The following is a 20,504-nucleotide window of genomic DNA, read 5'->3' as shown; positions in this document are numbered from 1 at the left end:
ACGTATAGCGGGCCGTCCCAGCAGCCCCTGCCGTGACGAGCATCGAATGTTCGTTGCGAGACCTGAAAATTCAAGGCTGGGGCAGAAAAAAGGGAAGTCCAGCACGCGGCCGAACTTCCCGAAAGGTTTTCAGGGGACGGGGCCTATTCGGCTGCCACGGCGTCGATGGCTTCGCCATCGTGACCGTCGGTATCAGCCGCCTCGTCGTCATTTGCCGGATCTTGATCCGCCGCAATTGCCGGTTCCGGCGTGCGGAGCGGCTTGGCGAGCCACCCCTTGCCCTGCAGGAGCTCTTCGGCAGCGCTTGCCATCTCGGGCTTCTTCATGCCGCCGAGACGAACCGCGACGTCCGCTCCGCAGGCTTCGTCAACCGCCGCGAGGATTTGCGGCTTGGTCACGCGGCCGAGATAATTGGCGACAGTCGCCGTCCAACCTGCCGCCACCATGTCGAGGTTCGCCGCCCGCGCGAGGATATGCGAGTGCTCGATGCGGTTCGCGACCGCGCGCGCCGAGACGCGACCCTGATTATGTTGGGTCGCCGGCTCCCACACCGCATCGATGCCGAACGACACACAGTGCGCGAAAATCGCGGCCTGCTCATCGGCATTGAAGGCCGTCAGTGCCGTCCAGAGTTCGGTCGTGTCGTCGGGCAGCCGCGTCGACCAGCTTTCGTGCCGCTCATGGATTGCCTTTGCCGACGCCGTATCGTTGAGGCCTGTCCCATAGCCGATCAGCCGATTGCTGCGCATTGCGATGCCAAGACAGCTCCCCGACGTCGCGTAAGTGTAGAAGGTCTCGAGAACCAGCGCGTGCAGCATCGCAGCGAAAGCGACCAGCGGGCTCGACGCCACGGCATCGCGGAGCGCAAGCGTCCGGTGTGCCGTCAAGTCGGTGACGAGCCTGTCCGGCAGCGGGCGAAGGAGATCGTCGGGATGGTCTTCGTCGGCACTGCCTTCTGCCGAACCAGCTTCTTCGTCCTCGCCCCCGCGATCCTGATCGCTCTCGCCTTCTTCGGCGGCCACCTCGGCATCGTCGGTCACCTCGGCGGGCTCGTCCTCGGGCCGAACGAAACCGCGTTCGACATGAAGCGATCCGTCCACATCGATGCTGACGAAAGCGCCTGCGATGGCAACCTCGGCGGCATCGTAGATGAGCGGCTTCGACACGAGCGGCGCGATCTCCTCATCGATCGCCTGGATGCGGGCGGCGACTTCATCGGGGATTTCGTCTTCACCGGCCCACTGATCTTCGAGCCGGTCGGCTTCCTCGCGGAGCGCCTCGAGCCGCGTCTCGTCGTCCTCGCTCGAAGCAGGCTCCTCGCCATCGAGCGGACGGAGCCCGAAGGTGTGCCCGTAGGGAAAGTCGACCGCGGCCTCGACCCACTTCCAGCCCTCCGCCGCAATCGCCGCAAGCTCTGTTTCAAACTTTTCGGTCTGCAAGCGATCGAGCAGTGCGACATCCTCGAGCCAGCCGCCGTCATCGGATTCGAAGAGATCGCGCAGGACATGACCGCCCGCCGCGAGATAGGCTTCGAGCGTCACGAAGCGCACCCGCTTGTCCGACGCGCGCACCTTGTCTTCGGTGAGGCGAGCGCGAATGAACCAGGGCTGCTGATTGTGACTCGTCTGGAGCATGTCCCAGACCTGTTCCTGCCGCGCATGATCGCTCGCAACCGAGAAGGCCATCAACTGATCGAGGGTCATGCCGTCTTCGGCATAGATGTCGTGCAGCTTCGGCGACACGTCGGCGAGCTTGAGCCGCTGCTTCACGACTGCCGGTGTGACCATGAAGGTCGCCGCGACGGTTTCGATGTCGCTGCCCTGTTCCACGAGCTTCTGCATGGCGCGAAATTGGTCGAGCGGGTGCAAAGGCTCGCGATGGACATTCTCGGCCAGCGAATCTTCTTCGGCCGACACGGCGTCATCGTCGCGCACGATACAGGGCACCGGTTCCGTCTTGGCCATGCGGCGCTGCTTCACGAGTTGCTGCAGCGCCCGGAAGCGGCGCCCGCCGGCAGGGACTTCGTAGCGCCCCGTCTCGTTGCCCTCATCGTCGCGCTGCGCCCGAACTGTCAGGCTCTGGAGCAGGCCGCGCCGTTCGATGTCACTCGCAAGGCCGTCGATCGACACGCCGGCCTTGACGCGCCGCACATTGGCCTGGCTCAGCATGAGGGCACTGAACGGGATGTCCCGCGCGCCACTGAGCGTGATCTTCGCATGTTTCGTCATGATTCGTCTCCATGACGGGCCGCCGCGAGACTCTCTCCCGGCTTTCAACCCGCCATGGCTCCGGCGCAGCCCTCTTCCTCGGGGGAAGCGGACCGCGCTCGGCTGACAAAAGCGGAAGAATCAGGCTACAGCCGCAAACCGATCTACCGCCGCGTGAATAGGCTGCGCCTTCCCCATCCAGGGTTCTGGCCGGATGCACCGGACCCAGTCGGCGAACGAAGGAATGAAGCCGAGATCTTCGCGGACATGTTGCTCGCCGATCAGCCGGACGGGGACGATACGCCCACTGGAAATATGGATTGCCGGTCCGAAGAACCGCTCGAGCATGAAGATGCCCTCCGCATGATGGCGGAGTGCTCGATGGCGGAAGTCAGCAGTGATGAGTTTGGATGGCTCATCGAACCACTGGTGCAGCGAAAGATAGTCTTCCGCTTCCCCACCCCATTTTTTCACGCTCGATAGGGCGTGATGATAGCAATGTCCCATGACGACCTCCGTCAGAATTCGTGGCTGAAGTTTTCGCTCGTCTCGTAGCGCTCATTATAATCGAGCGTGACCGTCCCCGCCGACACGTCAAAGAGGAACTGGCCAAAAGCGCCTTCATTGTTTTCCCAGCCACTGTGGGTGGACGCGAGGTATGCGTATGCGATCGCTTCGATCGCTTCGGTGAGCGAAGTGCGAACCGCCAACTGGGCCTCCTCACCGAATTGAATCTTCTGAAGCTCAACAAGTTCGTCCGGAAGCGCGCATTCCTGATCGTCAGCGAGAAATGCGGTCACCTCCTCAATTTGCCCACTGTCTCCGTATCCGTCGAAGCGGACGATGATCTTCGCGATGTCACAAGCCTTGAGTGCAGAGAAAAGCGCCGCCTTATTGACGGGTTGCAGTTCTGCTGCTCGCACTTCAAACGATTGGTAGCGCTCTAGAAATTCAAGCGCCTCGGGACGCGGCGTAAGGGCTGTCGAGGGCTTTTCATCGGTCATGACTCGTCTCCATGACGGGCCGCCGCGAGACTCTCTCCCGGCTTTCAACCCGCCATGGTTCCGGCGCAGCCCTCTTCCTCAAGGGAAGCGGACCACGCCGGACGAAGAGTCGACGCCGGATCAGCGCACCGACGCGAGCAGTTTTGCTCCCTTTCCTTCAAGCTCCAGCCGCGCGTCCTGATGCGGGCGGTCACGGGCCACAGCGTTGATGCCCTGCACGAAATCGAAAATCGACGAAGGGGGATGCCCTTCTTCCTGAAGGACGGTGGCGATGATCTTTTCGGTCTCGCCTTTCGAGAAACCCCGCTTGCGCAGGAAATTCTGTCGCTCGTCGGCATCGCGTGCAACGATGGCAGCCCGAGACGCTTTGATTCCGTCCAGGAATGAACCTGGCGATGACGACGCGAAGCGCTCAAGAGCTGGCGCAGCCTCCTGCGCGAATCGTCCCGCGGCGAACTTGCTGTGGCGGATGCTGATTTCCTCAAAGCCTTCCGCGCCCCAGATATTCCGGTTCATGCAAACAGCCCGAAGGTAGAAGGTCGCCATGCCGAGCGTTTTCGACCCAACTTCGCTGTTCCAGCAGTAGAAGCCGCGAAAGAAGAGATCGGGATCCCCGTTGGGCAGTCGCCCCGCCTCGATCGGGTTCATATCGTCGACGAGAAAGAGAAACACGTCGCGGTCGCTCGCATAGAGCGTCGTCGTGTCCTTTGTGACCTCGACCAATGGATTGTGCCGCATCGTCGACCAGTCGAGCATGCCCGGCACTTTCCAGCGCGTGTCGCCCGTTCCATTGCCCGCGATCTTCATAACCGCCGACACCAGCTCATGGTCCCAGATGCGCCCATAATCCGGGCCGGTGACGGCACGCAGTTCGGTGCGGCCGTCGCCCGTCTCGAGGGTTTTCACCAACTCGCCGCGATGCGCGAGCAACCCGTGCTGCATGTTGATCCCCGCCAGGGCCGCAGGCAGCTGGCGCAAATAGCCCGATGGTGCGCCCACAAGGCTGCAGAGCTGGCCGAAGGACCAATGGGTCGGCGCCACAGGCGCGTCGTGGTCAGGAAGCACGAGAGCGAGGCGCTCCGGATTGTCGGTGGCAGCCTCTACGCGGATCGCGCGCGTCTCGACTGTCCGGGCCGTTGCGGCCTCGGCACGCGCGCGGACGACGTCAAAAAGCTCGTTCAAGGAAAGGTAGCGCTCGTCCTCGGGGCGCGAGAACCATTCGGATGAAACGCGGCCAATGCGCTGACCGCGCGAAATATCGATCTTGTAGCCCGGCGCGTGATCGGCGGGCGCCGCTTGGATAGGGTGGGTCATGGCAAATCTCCGCGACGAGCGCCCGGAGCCTCTCTCCAAGCCCTTGCCCGTCACGGGTTTCCCCGTTCCCCTCTCACTCTATGGGCCAGCTGGCGTAGCGCGCCGGGCCCTCGGGCTGGCGCGGCGCATGCCGCGCGCGAGACAAGCTGGCCACCCTAAAGCTGCCGCGCCTATCCGTATCTGCGATATTTTTTGGAGACATTGTGGAGACAAAGCGGCGTATCATTGCCCGTGTCACCACAAAATGCGCTGACCGCGCGACACTAAGTGACTGATTTTCTGTGGAAAACTGGAGCGGGCGAAGGGATTCGAACCCTCGACCCCAACCTTGGCAAGGTTGTGCTCTACCCCTGAGCTACGCCCGCTCTGGCGGCTGGAAACGGGTGGCTCCCAGCGGGTGAGGCGGGCGATTAGCACCGGCTTTCGGAGTCGGCAAGCCCTGTTTGCGATTTTGTGCGAAGGGTTGGCATTGGCGCGCCAAATCCCACATAAGCGGATCAAGAGTCTTTTCCAGCTGCCGCCGGAAGCGGCATTCGCCCGCAACGATAAAACGATAAAATGATAAGGAGCATCACCGCCGTGGCCACTCTCGGTCTGAACCCGCAAGAGAAAGAAGCCGTCGACGCCTTTCGCCGCGATGTCGTCGACCCGTCGATGACCAAGCTCGTCATCCTCGATTTCTGGGCCGAATGGTGCGGGCCGTGCAAGCAGCTCGGCCCGGTGCTCGAAAAGGTCGCCGAGGATTATGCCGACAAGGGCGTCGTCCTCGTCAAGGTCGACGTCGATGCGAACGGCTTCATCGCCAGCCAGTTCCAGGTCCAGTCGATCCCGACCGTCTATGCGATCTTTCAGGGCCAGCCGGTCGCCAACCTGACCAACGCCCGGACCGAAAGCCAGATCAAGACGATGCTCGACCAATTGCTTGCGCAATTGCCGATCGAGAGCGAAGCGAGCACCCGCGCGGTCGAGATCGCGCCGCTGATCGAAATGGGCGAGGCCGTGCTGGCGGAGGGTGACGGGCCGCGCGCCGCGGGCATTTTTTCGCAGATCGTCGAGATGGCACCCGACAACGCCGCAGCGCACGGCGGTATGATTCGCGCGCTGCTGCTCGCGGGCGAGGCCGAAGCCGCCCAGGCAGCGCTCGACGCGGTGCCCGCCGAGGTCGCGAGCGATCCCGCGATCGCGCAGGCGAGAAGCGCGCTGGCGCTGGCCGCCGACGCACCCGATGCGGGCGAACTCGCTGGCTTCGAGGCCGCGGTCGCGGCGAACCCTGACGACCATCGGGCGCGCTTCGACCTCGCCGCCGCGCAGATCGGTGCCGGACAGCGCGATGCCGCCGCCGACAATCTGCTCCATATCGTCGCCGCCGACCGCGAATGGGACGAAGGCGCCGCGCGCGCCAAGCTGTTGTCGCTGTTCGAAGCGGTTGGGCTCGAAGACCCGTGGGTCGCGGCGCAGCGCCGCCGCCTGTCGCTGATCCTGTTCGGCTGACGCGCCATGACCGAAGCCGCACCCTTGACCATCCAGCGGATCGCGATCTTTCCGTTGCCCGGCGCGGTGCTGTTTCCGGGGCTGCACCTGCCGCTCCACATCTTCGAGCCGCGCTACAAGGCGATGGTGCAGGAGGTGCTCGCCCGCGACCGCCAGATCGGGATGATCCAGCCGCGCCAGATTCCCGGCGAAGAATTCGTCGAGCCACCGGCGCTTTATGAGGTCGGCTGCGTCGGGCGCATCGTCGATGTCGAGGCGCTCGACGAAGGGCGTTTCAACCTGGTGCTCGAAGGGGTCGCGCGCTTTCGCGTCCGCCGCGAACTCGACGTCACGACAGCCTTTCGCCAGGTCGAGGCCGAGATCGAGACCGAAGCCGAAGCGGACGCCGTGCTGGCGAGCATCGAGCGCGCGAGCCTCGAGCGCGAGGCGAAGCGCTTCGCGGCGCGGCAGGGCTATGTCGTCGACTGGGATTCGGTCGGCCAGCTCGACGATGCGACATTGGTCAACGGCATCGCGCAGGTCGCACCGTTCGACGCGGCGGCCAAGCAGGCGCTGCTCGAAGCGAGCCCGATCGACGCGCGCGCCGAACTGGTCGTCCAGATGATGCAATTCTTCGGCCGCTTCGACGGCGACGACGGCCGCGCGACGTTGCAATAATAGCTGGTGGCACCAGCCGCTTCGGGCGTCAGCCGGACAGTCAATGTGGCTTGGCGCCCACCATGCGCGCCATGTCGGCGAAGGCGCGGCGAACGATGTGGCGGTCGGCCTCGCCGAGCCGTTCGATCAGCACTTCGGTGTGGGTGAGCTGGCGGCGAACCAGCGCGCCCTCCTCGCTCACCCTTGCCGCGATCCGCCCCGGCGTCGCCGCCCCGCGCGGTGTCCGCAACAGCGCCTTTTCGCGGCGCGCCACCCAGTCGGCGACGAGCCGGTCGGCGACGAGGCCCGCCAGGCCATCGGCCGCCGCCCGCTCGGTCGTTTCCTCGGCGGCGGGATCGACGAGGCCTTCGGCGATGCCCTCGTCCACCAGCGCCTCGAACGACAGGATCGCGCCCACCGCACGGCGACCCGCGCAGCGCTGGTCGCCGTGGAGCCGCAGGCGCAGCGCCTGCAGTTCGGCGCGGATCTGCCAATTGACATAGGTGGTGAAGCGCGCCCGCGCGGGGTCGTAGCGCTCGGCCGCGCGATGGAGCGCGATCGCACACGCCTGCGCGGCGTCCTCGGCGACATCGGCGAGGCCATAGCTCCGCGTGAAATAGCGGACGCGCGGCGCGGCAAGCGCGGCGAGATGCGCAAAGGCGCGATCGACGCGCGACCGCGCGCGCGGCCCCGGCATGGCGTCGAGCGCGGTGCGCGCCTGGATCAATTCGGTAACGGCCGCTTCGAGGGCGTCGCTTTTCGCCGACATGGTCTTTTCCCCATCCTGCGCGGATCAAGCCACCCGCAGAACAAGAAATAGGACGCGATGGTTAGCGGCGACGTGCCGGGAGCCTAGGTATAAATACGCAATCGTCGCCCCTGCGCAGGCGGGGGCGACGGATAGGGGTTCAGATTTCGGTGCCCGCGAGAAGGCGCGGCAGATCGCCTGCCTCGCCGCGCGCTTCGTCCATGAAGAAGCGCTTGAGCAGCGGTAGGCGCTGGACCGCGCCAAGCCCGGCGCGGCGGACGGCGGCGGCGGTACGCCCCGGAATGCCGAACAGCCGCGTGAGACCGTCGGTCGCGAGGCTGACCATCAGATTGTCGAGCCCGCGCCAACGCTGGGAGCGCGCGAGCAGCGCCGCATCGCCGAGATCGAGCCCGAGCCGCGCCCCCTCAACCAGCACTTCGGTCAGCGCCGCGACGTCGCGCAGGCCAAGGTTGAGCCCTTGTCCGGCGATCGGGTGGATGCCGTGCGCGGCGTCGCCGACGAGTATGATGCGGTCGGCGACGATGGTCGCGCTGTGATGAAAACCGAGCGGATAGGTCATGCGCGGCGCGACGAGTTCCATGGCGCCGAGCAGGCCGCCCGCACGCTTTTCGAGTTCGGCGGTGAAGCCGCGGTCGCCGAGCCTGGCAAAGCCCGGCCCATCCTTTTCCGATACCGTCCAGACGAAAGCCGAGCGGTGCCGCCCCTGTTCGTCGTCGATGAGCGGAAGCAGCGCGAAGGGCCCCGCAGGAAAGAAGATTTCGTGCGCGACCTGGCCGTGCGGCTTTTCATGGGCGACCGCGCCGATCATCGCGTGATGGTGATAGGACCAGTTCGCGATGCTGAACCCCGCCGCATCGCGCGTCGGCGAGCGCCGCCCTTCGGCGACGATCAGCAGCGGCGCCGCAAGCCGCGTCCCGTCGGCGAGCGTCAGCGTCACGCCATGCGCGCCGACGTCGCGATCGATGACCTTGGCCGGCATGAACAACCGCACCAGCGGCGCATCGGCGATGGCGGCGGCGAGCGCGAGGCGGAGGCGGCGATTTTCGACCATGGTGCCGAGCGGGGGCGCATCGTCGGCGGTGACGAAATCGAGCTCGCCCGCTCCCCCATTTTGCTGTGGCCCGCCGTCGCTGACCTTGATCGCGCGGATCGGACAGCCGTGGCCTGCCAGCCGATCGGCGATCCCGATCACTTCGAACATCCGCCACACCGCGCTCGCGATCGCCGACGCGCGGCCATCGAAGCCCGGCGCGATCGTCGCGACCGGATCGGCGGGGTCGACGATCTGGCTCGACAGGCCATGGCGGGCCAGAGCGAGCGCCAGCGCCTGCCCGACGAGGCCGCCGCCGGAGATCAACACATCGCTGCGCAGAGGTTCGGTCATGGGCCTCGTCCTAGACCGCAGGGCGGGGAATGGGAAGCGGCGCGACGGCGTGCTCTCGCTTTTGGTTCACGCGGAGACGCGGAGACGCGGAGGTGACTTGTGCTCCCGCGAAGGCGGGAGCCCATCTCCAGCCGGTGCTATCTCGAACCGCCCGAAGATGGCCGCCGTGACACGCAGAAAGCGATGAAGCCGCCAATCTCCCGCCCTGCGCTTGACGGCGAGTCCGGCGCATGTGCATATCGCCGTGGTTAATCGATAGGGACCCGTTTCAGCATGGCCAGCCGCAAGCCCGTCGCCGCAAAGGCCGATTGGCGCACGATTTTCCGCCAGAGTATCGCCCGCTCGCTCGTGATCGCGGCGGCGGCGGCGCTCGCCCTTTTCACCCTGTTCCTGACGCTCGCCTTTGCGACCTACGACAGCACCGACGCGGCGCTCAACACCGCGGCGAACGGCCATGCCGCGAACTGGATGGGCGCGCCCGGCGCCTGGTTCGCCGACCTCGGCCTGTCGATCGGCGGCGCGCCGGTCGTGCTGTTGCTGCCCCTGTTCGCGATCATGGCCTGGCGATTGTGGATCGGCGAGCCGCAGCGCTGGTGGCTGCGCCAGCTCAGCTATTGCTTCGTCGGCATCCTGCTCGTCGGGCTCGGCGCCGAATTATGGGCGCCCGCGAGCGGCGCGCCGATGCCCGCCGGCTGGGGCGGGATCATCGCGCTCGTCGTCGGCGGCGCGATCACGCCGCTGTTCGCCTTGGCCGGCGAACCCGGCGCGGCGCTCGCGCGCTTTGCCGCGATCCTGCTGTTCGTCGTCCTTGGCCTGTGGCTCGCCTTTCGCTCGCTGCGGCTCGAAAAGGGCTGGGCCTCGCGGCTGAAGCTGCCGGCGCCCGAAAACGGCCGCGTCGTCGAACCGGCGAAGGCGGCCGATCCCGCTGTCAAGGGCCCCAATCTGATGGAGCGCGTGATCCGCCCGCGCCCGCGCGCCGAGCCGAGCGACCGCGCGCCGCCCGAGATCGCCGATCCGGCCGAGCGCAGCGCGCCGTCAAAACCAAAGCCCAAGCCGCAGACCGAGATGTTCACCAACTATCAGCTTCCTTCGATCGACCTTCTGTCCCCCGCGCCCGCGAACCGGCCGGGGCAGATCGACAAGGCGGCGCTCGAACGCAATGCCCGGCTGCTCGAATCGGTGCTCGAGGATTTCCAGGTCAAGGGCGTCGTCACCGCGGTGCGCCCCGGCCCGGTCGTCACCATGTACGAACTCGAACCCGCGCCGGGCACCAAGGCAAGCCGGGTTTCGAACCTCGCCGACGATATCGCGCGCAACATGTCGGCGCTGTCGGCGCGCATCGCCCCGATCCCGGGCCGCACCGTCATCGGCATCGAGCTTCCCAACGCGCACCGCGAGGCGGTGGTGCTGCACGAAATCATCGGCAGCGCGCTGTTCCAGGATCAGAATGGCGCGCTTCCCATCATCCTGGGCAAGAATATCAGCGGCGACGCGATGATCGCCGACCTGGCGCCGATGCCGCACCTGCTGATCGCGGGCACCACCGGGTCGGGCAAGTCGGTCGGTTTGAACGCGATGATCCTGTCGCTCCTCTATCGCCTTGGTCCCGACCAGGTGAAGATGATCATGATCGATCCCAAGATGCTGGAACTCAGCGTCTATGACGATATTCCGCACTTGCTGGCGCCCGTCGTGACCGAGCCCAAGAAGGCGATCCGCGCGCTCAAATGGGCGGTCGAGCAGATGGAGGATCGCTATCGGATGATGTCGTCGCTGTCGGTGCGCAACCTGGCGAGCTATAACGACAAGGTCCGCGCCGCGCTCGCCAAGGGCAAATCGCTCGGGCGGCGCGTCCAGACCGGCTACGACCCCGACACCGGCCAGCCGGTCTATGAGGAGGAAGCGCTCGACTATCAGCCGCTGCCGCAAATCGTCATCGTCGTCGACGAACTCGCCGACCTGATGATGACCGCGGGCAAGGAAGTCGAATTCCTGATCCAGCGGCTCGCGCAAAAGGCGCGCGCGGCGGGCATCCACCTGATCCTCGCGACCCAGCGCCCGTCGGTCGACGTCATCACCGGCGTCATCAAGGCGAATTTGCCGACGCGGATCAGTTTCAACGTCACCTCGAAGATCGACAGCCGGACCATCCTGGGCGAAGCGGGCGCCGAGCAATTGCTCGGCAAGGGCGACATGCTCTATGTGCCCGGCGGCAAGCAGATCACGCGCATCCACGGCCCCTTCGTCTCCGACGACGAAGTCCGCGCGGTCGCCGACCATTGGCGCGGACAGGGTCGCCCCGACTATGTCGAAAGCGTCACCGAGGACCCCGAAGATGGCGGCTTTGCGATGGAAGGCGCCCCGGCCGGCGGCGACAGCGCCGAAGACCGCATGTACGCCAAGGCCTGCCAGATCGTCACCGAGAGTCAGAAAGCCTCGACAAGCTGGCTCCAGCGCCAATTGCGGATCGGCTACAACAGCGCGGCGCGCCTGATCGAGCGGATGGAAGAAGAAGGGCTGGTCAGCCCGCCCAACCATGTCGGGCGCCGCGACGTGCTGACCGACCAATATGGCCAGCCGCGATAGGGGGATTGCAGCATTACCTTCCTTTAATCGTCATCCCGGCGAAGGCCGGGATCTCACCCTCGCATCATGACGCAGGGGCGAGATCCCGGCTTTCGCCGGGATGACGGAGAGATGAAACGGCAGTTCAGGGCGCGTTCAATGCCAGGGCCCCACGATTTGGCCGGACAAACAGATTGAGAGCGACATGATCTTCAAGATTATTCCCCCTATAGCCGCACTGGCGCTCGCCCCCCTTGCCGCTGCCGGGCTGGCCGTCGCGGCGCCCGCCATTGCCCAGTCGGCGAGCACGCTGGCGTCGGTGCAGGCGCACCTCAAGTCGACGAGTTCGATGACCGCCGACTTCGTCCAGACCGACCGCAACGGCCAGCGGCTGACCGGCAAGCTGACGCTGAAACGCCCCGGCAAGATCCGCTTTCAATATCAGAAGGACGTTCCGCTGCTGATCGTCGGCGACGGCAGCCGCCTGACCATGATCGACTATCAGGTGAAGCAGGTGCAAAGCTGGCCGGTGAAGAATTCGCCGCTCGGCGCGCTGCTCGATCCCGACCGCGACCTGTCGAAATATGCCAAGATACTGCCCACCGGCAGCGGCGACGTGCTGAGCGTCGAGGTCAAGGATCCCAAACGCCCCGAATATGGCACGATCACCATGGTGTTCGTCCGCGACGGGTCGGCGCCGGCGGGCCTGCGCCTGCGCGGCTGGGTGGCGCTCGATTCGCAGAACAACCGGACCCGGATCGACCTGTCGAACCAGAAATTCAACGTCGCGGTCGCCGATTCCGCGTTCCGATGGACCGACCCGCGCCCGCGCCATCGCAAGTGATCGCGGCCGCATCGACGAACGGCCTTGCAGAGCCGACGAACGGCGGCGGAGCGGCGTTTGTTCAGCTTGGCGACAGGGAAAGGCGACTATTTCAACTCTCGAAGACGCCAACGGTCTCCGGTTTTTGGGTTTCCCCCTGTTGCCCCATCCGGATGGCCCGGTGTCTTCATTCAAGAGCGTGACGAACGCTGACCTTGAACCCCCGTTCCACCGCCCCTGGAACGGGGGTTTATGATTCTGGGCGGCGCCATTGCGAACCGCACCCGGCCTCGATAGAGCCGACGGCATGACAAGCATCGCGTCCTGGAACATCAATAGCGTCCGCGCCCGAATCGGCATCGTCGAAAAATTCCTGCGCGAGGAGGCTCCCGACGTCCTGTGTCTCCAGGAGACGAAGGTCGAATGCGGCCTGTTTCCGAAGGGCATGTTCGAGCAACTCGGCTATACCCATATCGTCACCAACGGCCAGCGCATGCATCATGGCGTCGCGATCGTCAGCAGGTTGCCGCTGGCCGACGCCCGCAAATATGACTGGCAGGCAAACGGCGAGGCGCGGCATATCGGCGTCACTTTGCCGTCGGGCGTCCGGCTCGACAATGTCTATATTCCCGCGGGCGGCGACATCCCCGACCGCCGCCTCAACCCCAAATTCGGCCAGAAGCTCGATTTCTTCGGGCGGATGACCGACTGGTCGCGCGCGCTGGTCGATACGCCGACGATCCTGACCGGCGACTTCAACGTCGCGCCGCTCGCAAGCGACGTGTGGAACCACAAGGCCCTGCTCGACGTCGTCAGCCATACCCCGCTCGAAGTCGAAACGCTGGCGCGGCTTCAGGCGGCGTCGGACTGGGTCGATCTTGGCCGTCATTTCGTCGCCGCGCCGACACCGCTCTATACCTGGTGGAGCTACCGCGCGAAGGACTGGGAAGCGTCGAACCGCGGCCGCCGGCTCGATCATATGTGGGCGACCCCCCAGCTGGCGCCGAAAGCGGTATCGCATCGGGTGGTGCAGCCGGCGCGGAGCTGGGAGCGGCCATCGGACCATATTCCGCTGGTGACGGAGTTCGCCTTTTGAGCGATGCGGGCGCCCGAAGGGCGGCGCGCGCGACCGACGCGCTCCGCCGGGGATGGCCCCTGCGGATCGGCGGCGGCGACGGCACGATCGACCTGATCGCGGTCGAAAGCGCACGCGATGCCGCGCTGGCGGAATTCGGCAGCGACGACGTGCTGCTGTCGGGCGAACGCGCGGTGACGCTGAAGCTCACCAACCAGCGCGCCGCCGCGACGCCGGGGCCGGTGCGGCTGGCCGGTGCGGCCGATACGGTCGCCGCGGCACTGGCGATCGCCGACCCGGCGCTCGACCTGGCCCATCCGCTGAAAGGCCCGTTCCGCACCATGCCGACCGGCGGCGATGCGGCGGCATTGGCGGCGATGACGATGGCGCGGCACGCGGGGTTGCTGCCCGCCTTCTTCGTGCGCGAAGCGTCGGGCGAGGCAGAAACCAAAGTCAGCGCCGACGATGTCGCCGCGCTGCTCGACCCGGCGCGACTCGAAATAGCCGCCCGCGCGCGCCTGCCGGTCGAAGCGAGCGAAAGCGCCGAGATCATCGCCTTTCGCAGCCCCGAGGAAGCGTCGGACCATGTCGCGCTGATCATCGGCAAGCGCGACGGCCAGCCGCCGGTGGTGCGGCTGCACAGCGAATGCCTGACCGGCGACGTGCTCGGCAGCCTCAAATGCGATTGCGGGCCGCAACTCCACGCCGCGCTCCACGCGATGGCCGACGCACCGTGGGGGGTGCTGCTTTATCTGCGGCAGGAGGGGCGCGGGATCGGGCTGGTCAACAAGCTGCGTGCCTATGCGTTGCAGGATCAGGGCTATGACACGGTCGACGCCAATTTGCGGCTCGGCTTTCCGGTCGAGGCGCGCGATTTCGCGATCGCCGGACGAATGCTGGAACTGCTGAGCATTCCGCGCATCCGGTTGATGACCAACAATCCGGAAAAGGTCGCGCGGCTGGAAAAGGAAGGCGTCGAGGTGGTCGAACGGTTGCCGCTCGCGCTGCCGACGAACAAATATAACGAGCAATATCTGGCGACGAAACGCGACCGGACGGGGCATCAATTATAATCGTCGCCCCCGCCTTCGCGGGGGCGACGATTTGTTCAATGCGTGTTGCTCAATGCACGAACCGCGCCACGACATCCCTGTAGCTGCGACTGACCTTTACCTGCGCGCCCGAGCCGAGGACGAGGAAGCATTCGCCATTGGTGTGCGGCTTGACCTGCTTGACCTGGCTGAGGTTGACGATCGTCGAGCGATGGACGCGCTGGAAGTTCCTGGGATCGAGGCGCTTTTCCAGATCCTTCATCGTCTCGCGCAGGATCAGGCTGTTGTCGGCGGTATAGATGCACATATAGTCGCCCGCAGCGTCGATGCGTTCGATGCTGTCGACGTCGACGCGGAAGATCTGGCCGCGATCCTTGATGTTGATCATCTTTTCGTAGCGGTCGGCGGCGGGCGCTTCGGCGGCGGTTTCGGCGTCATATTCCTCGACGGCGTCGGGGGCGACTTCGGCGAGCACGATCTTGAGCCGCTCGACCTCGGCCGCGCCGCGCTTTTCGGCAAGGCGCTGACGCACGCGATCGAGCGCATCGGCGAGCCGTTCGGGCTCGACCGGCTTGACCAGATAATCGACCGCCTGCGCCTCGAACGCGCGAATCGCATGGTCCGAATAGGCGGTGACGAAGACGACGAGCGGCGGCTCGACCTCCATCAAACCCTGGATCACCGAAAAACCGTCGAACCCCGGCATCTGGATGTCGAGGAAAACGAGGTCGGGTTTGTGGGTCTTGATCTTTCTGATGGCCTCGCGGCCATTGAGGGCGGTGTCGACGATTTCGACATCCGGATGCGCGTCGAGCCGCAGTTGCAGGCCCTGGGTCGCCAATTTTTCATCATCCACCAGGATGGTTCTGATCGTCATGTGCGTTCGGTTCCAATCGTCACTTGTCCGTCGGGCTGGAACGGAATCTCGATAGTCACCGTGAAGCCGCCCTGGGCGCCCAACTGCACCTCGAACCGCTGCTGGTCGCCATAAGCCTGCGCCAGACGGTCCCTGATATTGGCTAAACCCACACCAGTCGATTCCGTTGCAGCGCCCGTGGTGGAATCACCGCTTCTCTCTGACAATCCCGACCCGGTATCGGACACGGTGATCCGGACGTTTTGACCGGCAAGCTGAGCCGACAGCGTGATATCGGCGCCATCCTCCTGCGGCGTGACGGCATATTTGATCGCATTCTCGATCAAAGGCTGGAGCAGCAGCGAGGGCAGCCGCGCCCGCTGCGCGGCGGGATCGATGTGGAAATGCGGCCGCAACCGGTCCTCAAAGCGCATCTTCTCGATATCGAGGTAAAGCTTGAGCGTCTCGACCTCCTGCGCCAGCGTCACCTGCGCGGTCGGCTCGTTGGCGAGCGTGTAGCGAAGGAAGGCCGACAGGCGCGAGAGCATGGCGTTCGCAGGTTCCGACTGTTTGAGCAGCACAAGCGTCGAAATGCTGTTCAGCGTGTTGAACAGGAAGTGCGGATTGAGCTGGTAGCGCAACATCGCGAGCTGCGCCGAAGCCGCCTGCGCCTCGAGCCGCAGCATGCGGTCATTCTGTTCCTCAAGCTGGAGGAAATAGTTGATCGCGAAATAGAGCGCCGACCAGGCGCCGAGCGAGGTCGCGTCGATATAGAAGCTGCCCAGCAGCAGCCCGGTAAAACCCAGCTCGCTCGACGGATTCTGTATCTGCGAAACCCAGGCATCGATGAACGCCCACAGCGCCGTCGCCAGCCCCGCCAAACCAAAGCTGACCCCCCACATCAGGATGGGGCGCCGACTGATCAAGGTGCGGTAACAGACCGACAGGATCAGCGTCAGCGAAAAGCCGGTGATCGCCGAGATCAGCATCGGGATCAGGAAGGTCAATGATTGGCCGTTGGCCAGCCCCGACACACCGCGCAGGCCAAGCCATGCGGCCCAGCCCAGAAACTGGAGATTCCAGAACGCGCGCACCTTGTCGCTGAAAAAGGGACCGGGCGAGGAAAAGCCGAACAGCGGGATCGATGCCGGCTGGGATGCGGGCTGGCTCGCCATGGTCAGCCTCCGGAAAGCGAAATGCGAAGCGTGCGCGCGGCGCCGGGGGTCATTCGGCCGCGACCGGAGCCATTCGTACGCGCGCCTGTCCGAGCGGCTGCAGTTCCGAGCGATGTTTCCACACCAGTTCGCCATAGCTGAGCGTCCGCCCGTCGTGCGCGGTGATCGTCACCGGGCCGATCGGCTGCTCGTCGCGCGTATCGACGAGCACCGGGGTCGATGCCACGCCGGCCCCCCATTTTTCGCCCCACTGGCGCAGCGCGATCATCGCGGGAAGCAGCTCGACGCCCTTTTGGGTGAGCTGATAGAGTATCTTGCGCCGATCCTCGGCCATCACTTCGCGCTCCATGATGCCATGATCGACGAGTTTCGACAGCCGGTTCGACAGGATGTTGCGCGCGATGCTGAGCTCCTGCTGGAACTCCTCGAAATGATGGACGCCATTGAAGGCGGCGCGAAGGATCATGAACGACCATCGCTCGCCCATCGCCTCAAGCGCGAGCGGCAGCGCGCAATGATTGCCGAAAATGTCGTTCAACGGTTCGCGTAATTTTCCCATGAGCCCAACCCTAGCTCATTATCCGCTTCAACGCCAAAATTTTTGTAACCCGGCACCCCGGTGCAAGCAGCACGCGGGGCGGTTCAGCCGGGCATCATCGCCGCGAGCCGATCCTCCAATATGCCAAGCTGATGGGCGCGCGTCAGCTCGCCCGGCACCGACCCCCGGCTTGCCATGCCCTGCTCGGCCAGAAGGGTCAGGAAATTCGCGATATCCGCTTCATTGGTCGTCGCGATCCCCAGCTTGTGCCGGGCGATGATCCGGCCGGAATCGGAATCATCATTGGCGAGCGCGATGATCGGTCGCCCCGAGCCGACATATTCGAAGAGCTTGCCGGGCAGCAGCGTATCCTCCCACGGATCGGTGCCGACCACCAGGACCGTCGCGTCGGCCTCGGCCTGCGCCCGCAGCGCCTCGGCGCGCGGCACCTTGCCGCGGTCGGCGATCGCGAGGCCGGGGAACTCGGCGGCGAGCTGGTGCACGATCTCGGGCTCCGAGCCATAGAAATCGATCGCGACCGGGCGGCCCAGCCCCTGCGCCGCACGCAGAAGCGGCGTCACGTCGCGCCGCTCGCCATACAGGATGCCGGTATAGACCAATTGGAGCCGGGGCGGCGTGCCGAGGTGGCGACCGGCGACCTCGCTCCCCTTGTCGACGCCGTTCGTCACCGTCAAAATCCTGTCCGACAGATCCGGATAAACGGTGCGGTAATAATCGCTCATCCCTTCGCTGACCGCGACGATCAGGTCGGCGGACGACAGCATCCTTCGTTCATGGCCGGGTTCGAACGGCGCATAAAAGGGGGCGGTCCATTTATAGGGATTGCGGGCCCAGATGTCGCGATTGTCGGCGACGAAGAGCGCGCCGGTGCGCCGCGCGACGGCGCGGGCGGCGGCGTGGACCGAAAAGGGCAGCGCGGTCGACAGCACGACATCGGGTCGCGGCCCGTCCCGCAGCAGCGCGAAGGCGCGCCGCTTCATGGCGTGCGCGACCGGCCAATAATGGTCGGGCCACGACATAAGGCGCAGCGCGGTGCTCAATCGCTGTGCACCAACGGTCCGTTCGCCCCTGAAGCTCGACCACCGCGTCAGCCAGCTATCGGGCACATGATGGACGGCGAAACCCGTCATGTCGGCGGCGAAGGTCTGGGGAACAGCCGATGCGGCACCGGCGACGACGGTTACCCGCCAGCCGCGGTCGGCGAAATGGCGAGCGATCGCGACCGGCCGCGAGGCCCCGACCGCATTGGCGGGCGGAAACCAGTAGCTGACGATCAGCAGATGCTTCCCGGCATCCGGGCACGGGGCTTCCCCGGCGCGGAACGGCATCGAATCAAGAGCATCGGTCCCCATTACGCCGGTCCTAGAGCGCGCGGCGGGCGCTTCCAATCGACTTTATCAAAGTTGCGGGTCGATCGCCGCGGGCGCACGCAAATTTCGCATTGCATTTACCGTGTCAGCGGCGACATTGGAGATAATGCTCAGGCAATATGAACTCGTCGAGCGTGTCCGCGCTTACGACCCCGACGTCGACGAGGCGCTCCTCAACCGCGCCTATGTCTTCACCGTGCAAAAACATGGCAGCCAGAAGCGCGCCTCGGGCGACCCCTATTTCAGCCATCCGGTCGAGGTCGCGGGAATTTTGACCGACCTCCACCTCGATAGCGAGACGATCGTCACCGCGCTGCTCCACGACACGCTCGAGGATACGCTGACCACACCCGAGGAGATCGAGCGCCTGTTCGGCGCCGACGTCGGCCGTCTCGTCGATGGCGTGACCAAATTGAGCAAGATCGAGGCGCAGACAGAAAATGAGCGCGCGGCCGAGAATCTGCGCAAATTCCTGCTCGCCATGTCGGGCGACATCCGCGTGCTGCTCGTCAAGCTCGCCGACCGGCTGCACAATATGCGGACGCTGCATTTCATCAAGAACCCCGACAAGCGCCGCCGCATCGCCAAGGAGACGATGGATATTTATGCCCCGCTCGCCGAGCGGATCGGCATGTATGAATATATGCGCGAGATGCAGTTGCTCGCGTTCGGCGAGCTCGAGCCCGAGGCCTATGCGACGATCACCGGCCGCCTTGCCAAGCTGACCGCCGGGGGCAAGGACAAGGTCGCCGAGATCAGCCGCGATTTCAAGGAATTGCTCGCGAAGCACGGGATCGAGGCCGACGTGTCGGGGCGCGAAAAGCACCCCTATTCGATCTGGCGCAAGATGCAGGAGCGCCACGTCAGCTTCGAGCAGGTGACCGACATCATCGCCTTTCGCATCGTCACCCCGACCGATGCCGAATGCTATGCCGCGCTGGGGCTGATCCACGGCAAGTGGAAGATGGTCCCCGGCCGCTTCAAGGATTATATCTCGACGCCGAAGCGCAACGGCTACAAGTCGCTGCACACGACGATCATGCACCAGCAGAATATGCGGATCGAAATCCAGATCCGCAGCCTGGGCATGCACCAGCAGTCCGAGTTCGGGCTCGCCGCGCATTGGGCCTATAAACAGGGCGGCGCGGCGCCCGACGGGCAAGCAGGGTGGATCCGTGACCTGCTCGAAATCCTCGAACAGACGCACGATCCCGACGAGTTCCTCGAAAATACGCGCATCGCCATGTATCAGGACCGCATCTTCGCCTTTACCCCGAAGGGAAGCCTGCACCAATTGCCCAAGGGCGCGACTCCGGTCGACTTTGCCTATGCCGTCCACACCGGGCTGGGCGACCGCACCGTCGGGGCAAAGGTCAACGGCCGGCTGGTGCCGCTGCGCACCCAACTCGTCAATGGCGACACGGTCGAGATCTTATCGTCGGACAAGCAGACCCCGCAGCCCGCGTGGCTGGGCTTCGCCGTCACCGGCAAGGCGCGCGCCGCGATCCGCCGTCACGTCCGATCGAAGGAAAAAGTCGAACTCGCCGCGCTCGGGCGCAAAATGTATGACGAGATCGCGCGGCGTCTTCCCAACAAGGTCGGCGACAAGGCGCGCGCCGCGGCGCTGACGCGGCTGAAGCTGGAGGACGACAGCGCGCTCTATGTCGCGATCGCCAAGCAGCGCGTGTCGGACAATGCGCTGCTCGAAGCGCTGGTCCCCGGCATCACCGCCGACATGAAGACCAAGCCCGGCAAGCTGGTCCAGGGCGCCGCGGTGTCGATCGCGGGGCTGACACCGGGGGTCGCCTATCAACTCGCCGACTGCTGCCATCCGGTGCCCGGTGACCGCATCGTCGGCCTGTCGCGCCCCGGCGAAGGGATCGAGGTGCATGTCATCGATTGCCCGAGCCTTGCCGACGGGGTCGATGCCGACTGGATCGATCTTCGCTGGCAGGAGGATAGCGAAGGCGGCAATGCGCGCCTCTGCGTCGTCATCCTCAACGAACCGGGGACGCTCGCCGAAATGTCGGGCATCCTCGCCGCCAATTCGGCGAATATCACCAATTTGCGGCTGTCGAACCGCGAAGGCGATTTCCACACCTATGACGTCGTCGTCGAAGTGCGCGACGTCCAGCATGTGATGCGGATATTGTCGGCGCTGCGCGCGTCGGACAGCGTGGTGCAGGCGGAGCGGTTGTAGGCGGGCAACTCGGTCAGCTTGGGG

General features: G+C 65.2%; 17 protein-coding genes and 1 tRNA gene. 7 read left to right on the top strand and 11 right to left on the bottom strand.

Going from position 1 to position 20,504, the window contains the following annotated elements:
* Nucleotides 1-143: 143 nt before the first annotated feature.
* The 5 genes from CVO77_RS12220 to CVO77_RS12200 all read right to left on the bottom strand — a co-directional run bounded on the left by CVO77_RS12220 (nt 144) and on the right by CVO77_RS12200 (nt 4,890).
* The gene (locus CVO77_RS12220; protein ID WP_105999298.1) at nt 144-2,228 is read right to left on the bottom strand and encodes a ParB/RepB/Spo0J family partition protein; all 2,085 of its coding nucleotides are present in this window, start codon (nt 2,226-2,228) and stop codon (nt 144-146) included.
* Nucleotides 2,229-2,348: 120 nt separating this feature from the next.
* Nucleotides 2,349-2,714, bottom strand: a complete 366-nt coding sequence (locus CVO77_RS12215; RefSeq protein ID WP_105999297.1) for a DUF6915 family protein — start codon at nt 2,712-2,714, stop codon at nt 2,349-2,351.
* A gap of 11 nt (nt 2,715-2,725) precedes the next feature.
* Entirely contained in the window at nt 2,726-3,211 is a 486-nt protein-coding gene (locus CVO77_RS12210; RefSeq protein ID WP_197709627.1) for a DUF6878 family protein, read from the bottom strand.
* Nucleotides 3,212-3,331: 120 nt separating this feature from the next.
* The gene (locus tag CVO77_RS12205; RefSeq protein ID WP_105999296.1) at nt 3,332-4,525 is read right to left on the bottom strand and encodes a DUF932 domain-containing protein; all 1,194 of its coding nucleotides are present in this window, start codon (nt 4,523-4,525) and stop codon (nt 3,332-3,334) included.
* Nucleotides 4,526-4,815: 290 nt separating this feature from the next.
* Nucleotides 4,816-4,890: transfer RNA gene (locus CVO77_RS12200), tRNA-Gly, on the bottom strand.
* Between the two features lie 214 nt (nt 4,891-5,104).
* Here CVO77_RS12200 and CVO77_RS12195 point away from each other — a divergent pair.
* Both CVO77_RS12195 and CVO77_RS12190 read left to right on the top strand, forming a co-directional pair.
* Nucleotides 5,105-6,016, top strand: a complete 912-nt coding sequence (locus tag CVO77_RS12195; RefSeq protein WP_106000806.1) for a tetratricopeptide repeat protein — start codon at nt 5,105-5,107, stop codon at nt 6,014-6,016.
* 6 nt (nt 6,017-6,022) lie between these two features.
* Nucleotides 6,023-6,673, top strand: a complete 651-nt coding sequence (locus CVO77_RS12190) for an LON peptidase substrate-binding domain-containing protein (protein ID WP_105999295.1) — start codon at nt 6,023-6,025, stop codon at nt 6,671-6,673.
* A gap of 40 nt (nt 6,674-6,713) precedes the next feature.
* On the opposite strand, the gene CVO77_RS12185 is transcribed toward CVO77_RS12190, so the two are convergent.
* Complete coding sequence (locus CVO77_RS12185) at nt 6,714-7,421, bottom strand: sigma factor (protein WP_105999294.1); 708 nt, start codon at nt 7,419-7,421, stop codon at nt 6,714-6,716.
* Nucleotides 7,422-7,560: 139 nt separating this feature from the next.
* The gene (locus tag CVO77_RS12180) at nt 7,561-8,805 is read right to left on the bottom strand and encodes an FAD-dependent monooxygenase (protein ID WP_105999293.1); all 1,245 of its coding nucleotides are present in this window, start codon (nt 8,803-8,805) and stop codon (nt 7,561-7,563) included.
* 273 nt (nt 8,806-9,078) lie between these two features.
* On the opposite strand from CVO77_RS12180, the gene CVO77_RS12175 reads away from it, so the two are divergent.
* The 4 genes from CVO77_RS12175 (at nt 9,079) to ribA (ending at nt 14,341) form a co-directional block, all read left to right on the top strand.
* Nucleotides 9,079-11,391, top strand: coding sequence for an FtsK/SpoIIIE family DNA translocase (locus tag CVO77_RS12175; RefSeq protein ID WP_105999292.1), 2,313 nt, complete (start codon nt 9,079-9,081; stop codon nt 11,389-11,391).
* Nucleotides 11,392-11,575: 184 nt separating this feature from the next.
* Complete coding sequence (locus tag CVO77_RS12170; protein ID WP_105999291.1) at nt 11,576-12,214, top strand: LolA family protein; 639 nt, start codon at nt 11,576-11,578, stop codon at nt 12,212-12,214.
* 286 nt (nt 12,215-12,500) lie between these two features.
* Nucleotides 12,501-13,289 carry an exodeoxyribonuclease III gene (locus tag CVO77_RS12165; RefSeq protein ID WP_105999290.1) on the top strand — a complete coding sequence of 263 codons (789 nt, stop codon included), beginning with the start codon at nt 12,501-12,503 and terminating at the stop codon, nt 13,287-13,289.
* Nucleotides 13,286-14,341, top strand: coding sequence for a GTP cyclohydrolase II (gene ribA, locus CVO77_RS12160; RefSeq protein ID WP_105999289.1), 1,056 nt, complete (start codon nt 13,286-13,288; stop codon nt 14,339-14,341). The genes CVO77_RS12165 and ribA overlap by 4 nt, the downstream gene beginning before the upstream one ends.
* 49 nt (nt 14,342-14,390) lie before the next feature.
* Here the strand turns inward: ribA and CVO77_RS12155 are convergent, their stop codons facing one another.
* From CVO77_RS12155 to CVO77_RS12140, 4 genes are all read right to left on the bottom strand, one after another.
* The gene (locus CVO77_RS12155) at nt 14,391-15,197 is read right to left on the bottom strand and encodes a LytR/AlgR family response regulator transcription factor (protein ID WP_105999288.1); all 807 of its coding nucleotides are present in this window, start codon (nt 15,195-15,197) and stop codon (nt 14,391-14,393) included.
* Nucleotides 15,194-16,351 carry a sensor histidine kinase gene (locus CVO77_RS12150; RefSeq protein ID WP_105999287.1) on the bottom strand — a complete coding sequence of 386 codons (1,158 nt, stop codon included), beginning with the start codon at nt 16,349-16,351 and terminating at the stop codon, nt 15,194-15,196. The genes CVO77_RS12155 and CVO77_RS12150 overlap by 4 nt, the downstream gene beginning before the upstream one ends.
* Nucleotides 16,352-16,400: 49 nt before the next feature.
* The gene (locus CVO77_RS12145; protein ID WP_105999286.1) at nt 16,401-16,910 is read right to left on the bottom strand and encodes a winged helix-turn-helix transcriptional regulator; all 510 of its coding nucleotides are present in this window, start codon (nt 16,908-16,910) and stop codon (nt 16,401-16,403) included.
* 83 nt (nt 16,911-16,993) lie between these two features.
* The gene (locus CVO77_RS12140; RefSeq protein WP_105999285.1) at nt 16,994-18,262 is read right to left on the bottom strand and encodes a glycosyltransferase; all 1,269 of its coding nucleotides are present in this window, start codon (nt 18,260-18,262) and stop codon (nt 16,994-16,996) included.
* A gap of 124 nt (nt 18,263-18,386) precedes the next feature.
* Between CVO77_RS12140 and CVO77_RS12135 the strand changes: the two genes are divergently transcribed.
* Nucleotides 18,387-20,480: a RelA/SpoT family protein gene (locus CVO77_RS12135; RefSeq protein WP_105999284.1), complete on the top strand. Its 2,094-nt coding sequence runs from the start codon at nt 18,387-18,389 to the stop codon at nt 20,478-20,480.
* Nucleotides 20,481-20,504: the final 24 nt, after the last annotated feature.

It is taken from the genome of Sphingopyxis lindanitolerans (assembly GCF_002993885.1).
GTDB lineage: Bacteria > Pseudomonadota > Alphaproteobacteria > Sphingomonadales > Sphingomonadaceae > Sphingopyxis > Sphingopyxis lindanitolerans.
Note: the sequence above shows the minus strand (reverse complement) of the source record. Positions and strands in the feature narration are given on the sequence as shown.